Annotated in this window: 11 protein-coding genes; 6 read left to right on the top strand and 5 right to left on the bottom strand. The window is 62.0% G+C overall.

The genetic code is table 11. The features are described from left to right. The first annotated feature begins 504 nt into the window (after positions 1-504). The 3 genes from A8B82_RS17555 to ilvN are packed head-to-tail and all read left to right on the top strand — an operon-like array spanning position 505 to position 4,021. Positions 505-2,256 (top strand): acetolactate synthase 3 large subunit, encoded by a 1,752-nt coding sequence (locus tag A8B82_RS17555; RefSeq protein WP_067295343.1) that lies wholly within the window; start codon positions 505-507, stop codon positions 2,254-2,256. A 2-nt stretch (positions 2,257-2,258) separates the two neighbouring features. After that, the gene (locus A8B82_RS17550) at positions 2,259-3,431 is read left to right on the top strand and encodes a low temperature requirement protein A (RefSeq protein ID WP_067295341.1); all 1,173 of its coding nucleotides are present in this window, start codon (positions 2,259-2,261) and stop codon (positions 3,429-3,431) included. A gap of 29 nt (positions 3,432-3,460) precedes the next feature. Next, on the top strand, positions 3,461-4,021 hold the full coding sequence (gene ilvN / locus A8B82_RS17545; RefSeq protein ID WP_067295339.1) for an acetolactate synthase small subunit: 561 nt from the start codon (positions 3,461-3,463) through the stop codon (positions 4,019-4,021). 37 nt (positions 4,022-4,058) lie between these two features. On the opposite strand, the gene A8B82_RS17540 is transcribed toward ilvN, so the two are convergent. Then, a complete protein-coding gene (locus tag A8B82_RS17540; protein WP_067295336.1) occupies positions 4,059-4,409 on the bottom strand; it encodes a hypothetical protein in 351 nt (116 codons plus the stop codon). Between the two features lie 220 nt (positions 4,410-4,629). Between A8B82_RS17540 and A8B82_RS17535 the strand changes: the two genes are divergently transcribed. The 3 genes from A8B82_RS17535 to A8B82_RS17525 all read left to right on the top strand — a co-directional run bounded on the left by A8B82_RS17535 (position 4,630) and on the right by A8B82_RS17525 (position 6,942). Further along, complete coding sequence (locus A8B82_RS17535) at positions 4,630-5,427, top strand: helix-turn-helix domain-containing protein (protein WP_067295333.1); 798 nt, start codon at positions 4,630-4,632, stop codon at positions 5,425-5,427. Between the two features lie 115 nt (positions 5,428-5,542). Then, complete coding sequence (locus tag A8B82_RS17530) at positions 5,543-6,703, top strand: aromatic ring-hydroxylating oxygenase subunit alpha (protein WP_067295330.1); 1,161 nt, start codon at positions 5,543-5,545, stop codon at positions 6,701-6,703. Then, complete coding sequence (locus A8B82_RS17525; RefSeq protein ID WP_443069347.1) at positions 6,700-6,942, top strand: hypothetical protein; 243 nt, start codon at positions 6,700-6,702, stop codon at positions 6,940-6,942. Before A8B82_RS17530 ends, A8B82_RS17525 begins: the two co-directional genes overlap by 4 nt. Here A8B82_RS17525 and A8B82_RS17520 read toward each other — a convergent pair. From A8B82_RS17520 to A8B82_RS17505, 4 genes are all read right to left on the bottom strand, one after another. Further along, positions 6,935-8,344: an amidase gene (locus tag A8B82_RS17520; protein WP_067295327.1), complete on the bottom strand. Its 1,410-nt coding sequence runs from the start codon at positions 8,342-8,344 to the stop codon at positions 6,935-6,937. The genes A8B82_RS17525 and A8B82_RS17520 overlap by 8 nt on opposite strands. Positions 8,345-8,442: 98 nt before the next feature. Beyond that, positions 8,443-9,567, bottom strand: a complete 1,125-nt coding sequence (prfB, locus tag A8B82_RS17515) for a peptide chain release factor 2 (RefSeq protein ID WP_067295324.1) — start codon at positions 9,565-9,567, stop codon at positions 8,443-8,445. 119 nt (positions 9,568-9,686) lie between these two features. Beyond that, on the bottom strand, positions 9,687-12,239 hold the full coding sequence (locus tag A8B82_RS17510; RefSeq protein WP_067295321.1) for a penicillin-binding protein 1A: 2,553 nt from the start codon (positions 12,237-12,239) through the stop codon (positions 9,687-9,689). 121 nt (positions 12,240-12,360) lie between these two features. After that, complete coding sequence (locus tag A8B82_RS17505; protein ID WP_067295319.1) at positions 12,361-13,575, bottom strand: N-acetylmuramoyl-L-alanine amidase; 1,215 nt, start codon at positions 13,573-13,575, stop codon at positions 12,361-12,363. Between the last annotated feature and the right edge of the window lie 45 nt (positions 13,576-13,620).

The following is a 13,620-nucleotide window of genomic DNA, read 5'->3' as shown; positions in this document are numbered from 1 at the left end:
TGATTTCCCGTATAAGTTGCATTCGAAAGCTGTTTTCACCCCATGAAACAGAAGCCTGTGATGAATTCCTGAGCGGTGGGGGTTAATTCAGCAATTCCCGCGCCGAATCAGTTGCTTGCAGCCCGAATCTAACGAATTGTTACAAGCCAGATTCGGGACCGGAACCGGGGATGTCACGAAACCGCAAACCTCCGCGGCCGGATGACGCTGGCGCATTGCATTTCCAACCGAAAGTTACGCAGCAATGCATTGCGGCGCAACAATATGTCGCAAAATCGGCATCGGGCGACACGAATGTGGATATTTGTCTGTTGACGCTCCCGGCGGACGAACATAATGTCTCCGCACGCTTAAAGGAGCCTCAGGGCATGACCGCACTAGTCGTCATTGTAGGACACACGCGCATGGGCCGGTAACGGTAGACCATAATCTGACCCATGCGCCCCCGCCAAAACGGGGGTTTTTTTATGCGCACCTTGAACCTGCTGAAACGGAGAAAAGCAGATGACACGCCAGATGACCGGAGCGAAGATGATCGTTCAAGCCCTGATAGACCAGGGTGTCGATACCGTATTTGGGTATCCCGGCGGCGCTGTCCTACCCATTTATGATGAGGTGTTTCAGCAAAACTCGATCAAACATGTTCTGGTGCGCCACGAACAGGGCGCGGTGCATGCCGCCGAAGGCTATGCGCGTTCCACCGGCAAGCCGGGCGTTGTTCTGGTGACCTCGGGCCCCGGTGCCACCAATGCGGTGACCGGACTGACCGATGCGCTGCTCGATTCCATCCCGATCATTGTGCTGACCGGCCAGGTGCCGACCTTCATGATCGGGTCCGATGCCTTTCAGGAAGCCGACACCGTGGGCATCACCCGGCCCTGCACGAAACACAACTGGCTGGTGAAAGAGACCGACAAGCTGGCGGGCGTGCTGCATGAGGCATTTCATGTCGCAACCAGCGGCCGCCCCGGCCCGGTTCTGGTGGACATCCCCAAGGACGTGCAATTCGCCACCGGCAGCTATGAAGCGCGCAAGCCCTCGACCTCGCATTACCAGCCGCAGGTCAAGGGCGACATGGAGGCAATCACCGAACTGGCCGCCGCCATCGAAAAGGCCAAGCGCCCGGTGTTCTACACCGGCGGCGGGGTGATCAACTCCGGCCCCGGCGCCAGCCAGCTGCTGCGCGAACTGGTGGAGGCGACAGGATTTCCCATCACCTCGACGCTGATGGGCCTGGGCGCCTACCCCGCGTCGGGTGAGAAATGGCTGGGCATGCTGGGCATGCACGGGCTTTACGAGGCCAACATGGCGATGCACGGCTGCGACCTGATGATCAACATCGGCGCGCGTTTTGACGACCGTATCACCGGCGTGATCGACGCCTTCAGCCCCAAATCGAAGAAAGCGCATATCGACATCGACCCCTCGTCGATCAACAAGGTCATCCGCGTCGACATCCCGATCATGGGGGATGTGGGCCATGTGCTGGAGGATCTGCTGAAGATCTGGAAATCACGCGGCCGCAAGACAAACGGCGAGGCGCTGGCGAAGTGGTGGAAACAGATCGACGAATGGCGCAGTGTGGATTGCCTCAAGTTCAAGCAGTCGGGCAAGACGATCAAGCCGCAATATGCGCTGCAACGGCTTGAGGCGCTGACCAAGGACCACGACCGCTATATCTGTACTGAGGTTGGCCAGCACCAGATGTGGGCCGCGCAATACCTCGGCTTTGAGGACCCGAACCGCTGGATGACATCCGGGGGTCTGGGCACCATGGGCTATGGCTTTCCGGCCTCCATCGGCGTGCAGATGGCGCATCCCGAAAGCCTGGTTATCAATGTGGCGGGCGAAGCATCCTGGCTGATGAACATGCAGGAAATGGGCACCGCCATGCAGTACAACCTGCCGGTCAAGCAGTTCATCCTGAACAACGAACGTCTGGGCATGGTGCGCCAGTGGCAGGAGTTGCTGCACGGCGAACGCTATTCCCATTCCTGGTCGGAAAGCCTGCCCGATTTCGTGAAACTGGCCGAGGCCTTCGGGGCCAAGGGCATCCTGTGCAAGGACCCTGCCGATCTGGACGACGCGATCATGGAGATGCTGAACCACGACGGGCCGGTGATCTTTGACTGTCTGGTTGAAAAGCACGAAAACTGCTTCCCGATGATCCCCTCGGGCAAGGCGCATAACGAAATGCTTCTGGGCGAGGCCGACACCCAGGGCGTCATCGACGCCAAGGGTTCGGTGTTGGTGTGACCATGGGCGCGCTTTCGAACATCCTGTCCGAGCATCTGAAGTTTGCGCCCCGCGACAGTGCCGAAGGGCACCGGGCGGCGACACCGCTGGAACTGTTCTTTGACCTTGTTTCGGTCATCGCGATTGCGGCGGCTGCGGCGGGCCTGCATCATGCGGTCGCCGAAGGTCACGCGATGGAAGGGCTGCTGCGCTATCTGCTGGCGTTTTTTGCCATCTGGTGGGCCTGGATGAACTACACTTGGTTCGCCTCGGCCTATGATGACGATTCCGTGGCCTATCGCCTGCTGACCATGATCATCATGTTCGGCGCGCTGGTCATGGCCGCCGGTCAGACACTGCTGTTTTCCGAGTTGAACCTGACCGTGGTGATCATCGGCTATGTGATCATGCGTGTCGGCATGATCGCGATGTGGCTGGGGGCTGCACGCGGTGATGCGGAACGGGCCAAAACCGCCAAACGCTATGCTGCGGGCATCGGCATCGCACAGATATTCTGGCTGGTCCTGCCCTTGTTGCTGGCCTTCGGCCTGCCGCTGGCTCTGCTGGTGGTGATCGGTGTGGCCCTGGAACTGGCCGTGCCGGCCTTTGCCGAACGTGCCGCCACAACCCCGTGGCACCGGCACCATATCATCGAACGCTACGGCTTGCTGACCATCATCGTTCTGGGCGAGGCGCTGCTGGCCGGATCAATGGCGATCAGCACCGCAACAACCGACGGTCTGTCCCTTGGCCTGATCTGGATGGCCTTCTGCGGCGTGGTCATCACCTTTGCCCTGTGGTGGCTGTACTTTTGCAAAGAAGACCACCTGACCTCGACCAAGCTGAGCCGCGCGCTGAGCTGGGGCTATGGCCATTATATCGTCTTTGGCGCAGGTGCGGCCATGGGCGCGGGTCTGGCGGTTCAGGTCGAACTGGCCACGCATCACGCCCATACCACCCAGATGGCGGGCGACATGGCAGTGGCCCTGCCGATGGCGGCCTTTCTGCTGGGCCTGTGGCTGGTGCGGGACCGTCACCTTGCCAGCGGCACCGCCTTGCTGCTGTTGCCCGCCATGGCCGTGGTCTGCGTGATCTGCGCGGTGCTGCCGTTCTCCATGACGCTGCTGGCCGCGGCGGGTGCGGTCACGGTCTGGCTGCGCAACCACCCGGCCTCCCCGGCCCATATCAACAGTTAAAATACCCTGCATTTCCAAAGGAATGTTCCATGTCAGCTCTGAAAATCAAAAAAGGCGCGACCAGCCATTCCGCCTATAACCTGCGGCCCAACTTCTCTGACGTGATCGAGCGTCACACGCTGGCCGTGCTGGTCGAAAACGAACCGGGTGTGCTGGCGCGGGTCATCGGGCTGTTCTCGGGGCGTGGCTATAACATCGACAGCCTGACCGTGGCCGAAGTGGATCACACCGGCCATCTGAGCCGCATCACCATCGTGACCTCGGGCACGCCGCAGGTGATCGAACAGATCAAGGCGCAACTGGGCCGCATCGTGCCGGTGCATGAGGTGCATGACCTCACGGTCGAGGGCAAGAGCGTGGAACGCGAGCTTGCGATGTTCAAGGTTTCCGGCAAGGGCGAGCACCGCGTCGAAGCGTTGCGGCTGGCCGATATCTTTCGCGCCAACGTGGTGGACAGCACCTTGGAAAGCTTTGTCTTCGAGATCACCGGCGCGCCGGAAAAGATTGACGCCTTTGCCGATCTGATGCGCCCGCTCGGCCTGACCGAAGTGGCCCGCACCGGGGTCGCCGCATTGTCACGAGGCGATTGACACAGCGCCGTCAAGCCCGGATCAGGGGCCATTCCTTTCAGGCATTGCGCTTGCGAAACTGGCAGTGGACGACCTGTGGCACAGACGGCGAAACAAACGACAGAATCCGTTTGCCCCCCGCCGGCGTCTTTGCCGGCGCCTGCGACGTGTCGCGCAGTTTTTCGGGCAGATCGGCACAGACCTGTTCCTGCACCAGTGTGACGTCACGCGCTTTGCGCAGTTTGCCAACGATATCGGTGGAGAACGTCACCATGTCCCCCGCATCAAGAAAACCGTCGCATGGGTCTGTCGCCGGTCCGGCAGCATAGAACGCCAGATCCCCCTGGTCCTCGCACCAGAAGACTGCCTTTCGGTCAACAGGATCACTCCAAAGGACCACACCCAACATCAAATAACCTAAATTAGTTCTATCTTAATCTAACTACATCAACCCTACGGAGAGTATGAACAATTTCCGTCAGATTGCTTCAAATTGAGGCGATCTGGCGTCTGGCTGACACAAGTAAGCAACAGGCTTGACGTTGAACAGCTTCGAAATAATTATCATCATTCAAATACGACAATTGAACGCCATAAAATCATCCTGTTTTTTCCACCTCAGCGAGAATATGGAAGCAAGTAAACAATCTCCTGCAGAATTGCGCAATGTTTTTGGTGCGAACCTGCGGAAGCTTGCCGAAAGCCATGCCTCAATTTCCGACCTGGCGCGGCAATTGTCGATCAACCGGACCCAGTTCAATCGCTATCTTTCCGGAGAGAGTTTTCCCCGGCCGGACATATTGGCCCGCATCTGCTGTTTCTTTGGGGTCGATGCACGCGTCCTGCTCGAACCGGTTGAAAGCCTCACCTGCGGGCCGGGTGTGATTTCAAGCCCATATCTGCGCGATTTCATTGGCCCAGGCACCCGGCAGGTGTCAGAGGAATACTTCCCAAGTGGATTCTACCGATTCTCCAGGCGCAGCTTTGTCGATCCGGACCGGTTTGTTGTGTCGCTGGTGCTGGTCGGGCGGGATCGGTCAAACACCCGGCTGCGCGGATTTGAGACTAAAGAGGCAATGCGCATCCAGGGCCTGCCCACCAACACCAAATCGCGTGAATTTCGTGGTGCGGTCATGCGGCAGGACGAAGGGATCACCATTATCGCCGCACGCGCCAACGCCATGACCATGTCTTTCAACTATCTCGGTCGTGCCGCATCAATCGAAAACAACTTTTGGGTCGGCTATGTGACCCGGACAGTGCCTGAATCCGCAGGCGGGATACGCGTGACCCGGCTGGTCTATGAATACCTTGGCCCAAAGGTATCTGATGCCCTGCCCGCAGCCCGCACCTCCGGCCTGCACGACCTGGACGGATTGCAACCGTTCCACAAGCGGCTGCTGCGTCCGGACGTGCCGTTTTCCTGATCCGGCACGCCCATCTGCCCCAGGCCGGGATGTCGCCCGTGATAAAAACGGGTCGCTGCGGGAAACACGCGCGCGCGCGCTTCTGCTAACGTCGTTCCAGCAGCAGGAGAGCAGCATGGCCCAGCACCGGACCGACCTGAGCAGTGTCAGACGCCCTATCGCGCAGGCAAATGGCCTGCCGAACCCCCATTACATCGACCCCGCAGTCTTTGCCGAGGAACGACAGGCCGTCCTTTTCGACAATTGGGCAGGGCTGGCCGTGACCGCCGATGTTCCCAACATTGGCGATGCGGTGCCCATCACCTTTCTCGGCATGCCCCTGCTGATCGTCCGCGACCGCCAAAGCGCGGTGCGCGTGTTCCAGAACACCTGTCGCCACCGGGGCATGATCCTGGTCGCGGAGCCGCGCAATATCGAAGGCGCAATCCGCTGCCCCTATCACAGTTGGTGCTATGCGACGGATGGCCGTCTGGTCAGCACCCCGCATGTGGGGGGACCGGGCCAGAACACCCATGAGGGCATCGACCGCGCTCTGCTGGGTCTGGTGGAAATCCGCAGCCACATCTGGATGGAGGTGATTTTTATCAACGTCTCCGGCCAGGCCCCGGCCTTTGCCGATGCCCATGCTGACCTGCTGGCCCGCTGGGCCGAATTCGACCAGCCCCTGTACCACGGCGGCGATGACAGCCGTTTCCAGATCCCCGTCGATTGCAACTGGAAACTGGCGGTCGAGAACTACTGCGAAAGCTACCACCTGCCCTGGGTGCACCCCGGCCTGAACAGCTATTCCCGGCTGGAGGATCATTATCACATCGAGGCAGCGGGCCGGTTCTCCGGCCAGGGCACGCTGGTCTACCGGCAGCTCAAGGATGAGGCGGGCCAAAGCTTTCCCGATTTTGCCGGTATAAGCGACAAATGGGACACGGCAGCGGAATACATCACCGTTTACCCCAATGTCCTGATGGGCGTGCACCGCGACCACAGCTTTGCCATCATCCTGGTTCCCGAAAGCCAGGAACGCACGGTCGAACAGGTGCATATCTTCTATGCCCGGCCCGAGACGGACCCGGCACTGCGCAGCCGCAACGCCGCACAATGGAAAGAGGTCTTTGACGAGGATGTCTTTGTCGTCGAGGGCATGCAGCGGGGGCGGCACGCCCCGACCTTCGATGGCGGACGGTTCTCGCCTGCAATGGACGGGCCGACCCATCTGTTTCACGACTGGGTCGCCGCACAGGTTGAACGACACCGCAGCCTGCCGCAGGCCGCCGAGTGATCGAACTGGAACGGGAATTGCTGGCAGCCCATGCAGCGAAAGACCTGCGGGCGCTGGTGACCCTTTACCAACAGGCCGCCGCGCAGGCGCAGGCACCCGACCGCGCGGCGTTCTATCTGACCCACGCCCATGTCTTTGCGCTTGAGACGAACCACCCTGACGCCGCAATGCTGCGGGCACTGCTGGTGGCGCAGGGCCGTGAAAGCGCCCTGCCCGCGCCAAACCCGCCGTTCAGATAACCGGGGGTCTTTTCTGCGGCCAATCGGTCGCGCCATGCCATTGCTGCGCCAGCTGCAACAATTGCGCATCGCTGCCGCGCCGCCCGATCAGTTGCAGCCCCAGCGGCAACCCGTTCTCGCCAAAGCCTGCGGGAATGTTCACCACCGGCAGACCGATCAGGCTGGCTGGCACCACAACCTGCATCCAGCGGTGATAAGTGTCCATCACCTGCCCGGCAATCTGCACCGGATGGGTCAGGGTCACGTCAAACGGCCAGACCTGCGCCGAGGGCAGCACCAGCACATCCAGCCTGTCGAACAGGTCGGCCGCAGATCTGAACCAGTCCGACCGCACCTCGCTTGCGCGGTGGACCGTCATCGCATCCATCGCGAGGCCCCGCCCGATCTCCCATTGCGCGGCCTCCTTCAGCGCGCCACGGGTTTGCGGGTTCAGATAGATCTCTGCCAGCCCTGTCGCGACCGAAAAGGACCGCAGGGTGATCCAACTGTCCCACATCGCATCGGCCGGGAACGGAGGCGCCAGCGTCTCGACCTGATGGCCCAGATCGGAAAATTGCGCCAATGCCGCCTCGCTCCCGGCCAGTATCCCCGGCTCAAAGGGCAAGGCACCGCCCCAATCCCCCAGCCAGCCAATCCGCCGACGGCCCGGCGGCATGTCGATCTGCGGCAAGGTATCTGCGGGGCTTTGACCATGGGGATGGCGCGGATCGGCCCCGGTCATCGTGTCCAGCAACGCCGCGAGGTCCGCCGGGCTGCGTGCCATCGGGCCCAGGGTCGCCAGTTGATGCAGGAACATCTCCCGCGCGGGTTCCGCAGGCACATCCCCCCAGGAGGGACGCATGCCATAGACATTGTTCCATCCTGCCGGGTTGCGCAGCGATCCCATCATGTCGGACCCATCCGCGACGCTCAGTATCCGCGCCGCCAGCGCCGCCGCCGCCCCGCCAGAGGAGCCTCCCGCCGACCGGGTCGCATCATAGGGGTTCGTGGTGGCCCCGTAGACCGGGTTGAACGTATGGCTGCCCAGGCCGAATTCCGACGTATTGGTCTTGCCGATGATCAGCGCCCCCGCCGCGCGCAAGCGGCTGACAATCAGGTCATCCTTCGGGGCAACCATATCGGCCAGCAGCGGCGAGCCGCTGGAGGTGGTCAGCCCCGCCACATTCGCCAGATCCTTGATCGCCATCGGAATGCCGTGCAGCCAGCCCTTGCGCGGGGCCGCATCCGCCGCCCGTGCCTCCTGCATCAGCACATCAGCATCGCGCAGGGCGACCACCGCATTCACGGTCCCGTTCACCGCCGTGATCCGCGCCAGCGTGGCTTGCATCAGATCGGCGGCGCTCAGCTCGCCCGCTTCAATCGCCGCCGATTGCGCCAGCGCATCCATGTCCAGAATATCCATGAAAACACATGAGCACTTCTTTACAAGAAGGCGCAATCCCCTTGCCTCTTTATGCCAGAAATACGCGCGGGGGTCCGGGGGCAAAGGGCCCCCGGCGCTCAGCCGCCCTGCGCTTCGGCCCGGCTCTTGCCACTGACGGCCAGCGCCAGCGTGGCCCCCATCAGCCCGTCAAGATCACCGTCCAGCACGCCCTTGGTGTCCGAGGTCTCGTAGTTGGTGCGCAGATCCTTGACCATCTGGTAGGGCTGCAAGACATAAGACCGGATCTGGTTGCCCCAGCCCGCATCGCCCGCGCTTTCATGCGCTTCGTTCACCAGCGCGGACCGTTTGTCCAACTCCATCTGGTAGAGCCGTGATTTCAGCGCCTTCATCGCGATGTCGCGGTTCTGGTGCTGGGATTTCTCGGAGGAGGTCACCACGATGCCGGTGGGATGGTGGGTGATCCGCACAGCGGAATCCGTGGTGTTGACGTGCTGGCCGCCCGCCCCCGAAGACCGATAGGTGTCGATGCGGATATCAGAGGGGTTCACTTCGATCTCGATGTTGTCATCCACCACCGGATAGACTTTGACAGAGGTGAAGGACGTGTGCCGCTTGGCCGCTGAATCGAACGGGCTGATCCGCACCAGCCGGTGCACGCCGCTTTCGGATTTCAGCCAGCCATAGGCGTTATGCCCCGCGATCTTGTAGGTGGCGGATTTGATCCCCGCCTCTTCACCGGCGCTTTCGGCCTGAAGCTCGACCTTGTAGCCCTTCTTTTCCGCCCAGCGGACATACATCCGCGCCAGCATCTGCGCCCAGTCGCAGCTTTCGGTGCCACCGGCACCGGAGTTGATCTCAAGAAAGGTATCATTGCCGTCGGCCTCGCCGTCCAGCAGCGCTTCAAGCTCTTTCTGCGCGGCCTTTTCGGCCAGCGCCTTGAGCGCGCGCTCCGCGTCACCGACCACCTCGGCGTCGTCTTCCATTTCGCCCAGTTCGATCAGTTCGATATTGTCGGCCAGGTCCTGCTTGATGCCCTCATAGGTGTCGATGGCATCCACCAACCCTTGCCGGTCGCGCATCAGTTTTTGCGCCGCCTCCGGATCGTCCCAGAGGTTCGGGTCCTCGACACGGGCGTTGAACTCTTCCAGCCGGTGCTGGGCGGTCTCGACGTTCAGCCGTTGCGCCAGCAATTCCAGCGACTTGCTGATTTCGTCGACGGTGTTTTGTACCTCTGCGCGCATGCTTGCCTGCCTTTGATTGGGTCCTTCGCAGATAAACCAGCGCCGCGACAGGGACAAGCGGTTGAGCCGGGAATAAACCCGGCACCGCGCCTTGGGTGGGGGTCACCCACCCGCGTCTGTCAATAAAGACCGCCCGAGGACAGCGTGCCAAAGCTCGCCTTCGGCCCGACGGTCGCCTTGCGCCCGGTAGAGGTGGTGACCTGCCGCGAGGCCTGTCCCAGTTCCTCGACCAGCGGCAGATCGGCCCCCATGGCAAAACCGCCATCGAAGGTGATGCCGAAAATCGGCTCCTCGCCATCGCGGAAACATTCGGACACGACATTGCCGCCCGATGCGCTGTCACTCAGCCGCGCGCCCGAGAAACGGTCGATCTTGATGAAATTGCACAGTTCCGGCACCTTGAAGTCACCGCCGCCGTATTTCTTGACGGCCTCGCTCATGAAGCGCTGGAACACCGGACCGCACATGCTGGCACCATAGGCACTGCGCCCCAGCGACCTGGGATTGTCGAAGCCGATGTAGCAGCCCGCAACAACATTGGACGAAAAGCCGATGAACCACACGTCCTTGGCATCGTTGGTTGTGCCGGTCTTGCCCGCAATCGGCACCGGCAGGTTGATCGCCCCCGCCGCCGTGCCCCGATCCACCACGCCCTTCATCATCGACGTCAGCTGATAGGCTGTGACCGGGTCCATCACACGCTCGCGGTTCGAGATGATGCGCGGGGCGGTCCCCGGTGCAAGACTTGCCATTTTGCAATCGTTGCAGATGCGCTGGTCGTGTTGGTACACGGTGCGCCCATAGCGGTCCTGCACCCGGTCCACCAGGGTGGGCTGCACCCGCTCACCACCGTTGGCGAACATCGCATAGGCTGCGGCCATCTGGTAGAGCGTGGTCTCCTGGCTTCCCAGCGCGTTGGCCAGCACCGGGGCAAGATCGTCGTAGACGCCAAAGCGTTCGGCATAGCTGCCCACCACATCCATCCCGACCTCCTGGGCCAGCCGGATCGTCATCAGGTTGCGCGACTGTTCGATGCCGGTGCGCAGCGGCGTTGGCCCGTAGAACTTGTTGGAAGAGTTCCGGGGCCGCCAGACGCCCTGCGGCGTGTTGATCTCGATCGGCGCATCCACCACGATGGTGGCGGGGCTATAGCCGGAATCGAGCGCCGCGGCATAGACGAACGGCTTGAAGGACGACCCCGGCTGCCGCTGTGCCTGCGTCGCCCGGTTAAAGACCGAATCCTGGTAGGAAAATCCGCCCTGCATGGCGATCACGCGGCCTGTGTTCACGTCCATCGCGACAAATGCGCCCTGCACTTCCGGCACCTGCCGCAGTGTCCAGCGAATAAACGCTCCATCCGCATCCGCCGTCATCCGGCGCACCAGCACCACATCGCCGACCGCAACCAGATCACCGGCGACACGCGCCTTGCTGGCCAGCTTGCCGTTTTCCAGTCGCTTGCGCGCCCATTGCACATCCTTGGCCGGAATCCAGTGGCCATCCGCGTCTTCCTCGATCCCCTCGATGCCGATGCGCGCATCGCTGTCACCGACGTCCAGCACCACAGCCGGATACCATTGGTTCTCAAGGTCGATGTCGCGCGGCACGCGGATGTCCGCCAGCGCAGCACGCCAGCTTTCCTCCGACGTCAGCTGTTCCGCCGCGATTTTCTTGCCGGTGCCGTTCCAGACACCACGTCCCCGGTCGTATTGCTCAAGCTGAAGGCGCAGGGCATTGGCGGCAATCGGCTGCATCTCGTTGTCGATGGTCGCCCGCACGGTCAGCCCGCCGGTAAAGAACTCGCCCTCGCCAAAGTCATTGGACAACTGGCGGCGGATTTCATCGGTGAAGTAATCGCGCGGCGGCAGTTCCGCCTTGAAGCTTTCGAAATCGCCGTTCTGGACCGACCGCAGCGGCTGCGCACGCTCGCTTTCGTAGACCGCTTCAGAGATGTAGCCGTTGTCCTCCATCTCCTTCAGCACATAGTTGCGCCGGGCGATCAGACGGTCCTTGCGGCGCACCGGGTGGTAATCCGACGGGGCCTTGGGCAGCGAGGCCAGAAAGGCGGCCTCATGCGGGGCCAGTTCGGCCAATGTCTTGTTGAAATAGGTCTGGCTGGCCGCTGCCACACCATAGGAGTTCTGTCCGAGGAAAATCTCGTTCAGGTAAAGCTCCAGGATCTTTTCCTTCGGCAGCGATTCTTCCAACCGCGCGGCAAGGATGATTTCCTTGATCTTGCGCTCCGCCCGGCGGTCGCCGGACAGCAGGAAGTTCTTCATCACCTGTTGGGTGATGGTGGAGGCACCGCGCACGTCGCGCCCCCGCGATTTCACCGCATCAATGGCCGCCGCCGCGATGCCACGCAGGTCATAGCCTTCGTGGCTGTAGAAATTCTTGTCCTCGGCGGAAATGAACGCCTGTTTCACCAGATCGGGGATCGTGTCGGCAGGGGCGAACAGGCGGCGCTCCTTGGCGAATTCGTCAATCAGGCGGCCCTGCCCCGAATAGATCCGGCTGATCGTCGGCGGCGTATATTGCGCAAGGCTTTCATGGCTGGGCAGGTCGCGCCCGTACATCCAGAAGATCGCACCAATGGTCAGCGCCACCATGCCGATGCTCATCGTCAGGGTCGTAAAGATGCCGCCAAAGAATGACAGGATGAATCGGAACACGGCGCATAGCCCTTCTGGTCACGGAAAACTCTGCGAACTTATATCTGTCCGCGCCGGAATGGTCAAAACAGCAAAGCCCCTTCACTGGGCTGTTTACCGCCCAGAGCCTAAGAACGCGGTGTTATTGTCGCACCAGCGGGGCGCGGGCCTCATCCGCGTCGCGCCATGCCAGAATCGCATCCGCCAGACCGTTGACCATGACCGACCGCCACACCGGGTCGCGCAGGTTGTTCAGGTCGCGTTCGTTGCTGAGGAACCCCACTTCGATCAGCACCGACGGGATGTCGGCAGATTTCAGCACCGAAAAGCCCGCGCGGCGCATCGGTCGGCGGTTCATCGGGCCGCCCGCCTTGGTCATGCCCTCCACCAACACCTGCGCCAGGGCGGCGGATCGCGGCTCTGTCTCTTGTCGGGCAAGGTCCAGCAGGACGCCTGCCACCTGATCGTCGGAGCCGGTCAGGTCAGCGCCCGCAATGATGTCGGCCCGGTTGTGGCGCGACGCCAGATGTTCCGTTGCCGCATCGCTGGCCGCATCCGACAGGGTATAGACGGTGGCACCCTTGGCCCCGCCCTGGCTGAGGCTGTCGGCATGAAGCGAGATGAACAGATCGGCGTCCTGCTGATGGGCGATGGCAACGCGGTGTTCAAGTGCGACAAAGATATCTTCGTCACGGGTCAGCACCGCCTCGACGCCTGCGCGCACCAGCGTGTCGCGCAGCGCCCGCGCGAAACTCAGCATCAGGTCCTTTTCGGCGATCCCGTCGCTTTCCGCGCCGGGGTCGATGCCACCATGGCCGGGGTCCAGAACCACCACGAAACGGTCCTTTTCCGTTCCCTTGGGCCTGGGCGGAGCGACCAGCGCCTTGGTCCAGGCCGGGTCCACCGGCGCACCGGCGGCGGCTTTATAGGCTTCGGCGTCCACTTCCTTCAGGGCAATTTCAAGCGTTGCATTCCCGCTGGCTGCGTCCACCGGCATGCCGATCTCGGTCGGGATCATCGGCACCGCCAGATCCGCCACCAGCCGCGACCAGCCGGGCTGGAACGCGCCAAACCGCACCGCCGACACCCGGCCCGGTTCAGCGAGCAACATCTGCGGGGTGATCCCGGCCCAGTCGGCCTCGCGGAAATCGACCACCAGCCGCGCGGGATCATCCAGCAGGAACACCCGGAACGGCACCCCCTGGCTCAGGCCCAGCGAGATATCGGTCTTGCCGAACCAGCCATCGGTGATTTCGCTGCGCGCGCCGTCCACACGGGCCAGCGCGGTCAGTTCCTGTGCCGGGGCGGGTGCCGCCCAAAGGATCAAAGCCAGAAATGTCGAAAATAATGCCCGCATGTGCCACCGCTTGACGCTGTTGTTGTGGCAAAGGTAGCACCAATG

Source organism: Sulfitobacter sp. EhC04 (assembly GCF_001650875.1).
Taxonomy (GTDB): Bacteria; Pseudomonadota; Alphaproteobacteria; order Rhodobacterales; family Rhodobacteraceae; genus Sulfitobacter.
The sequence above is the reverse complement of the archived record's forward strand: the minus strand, read 5'-3'. Positions and strand labels throughout refer to the sequence as shown.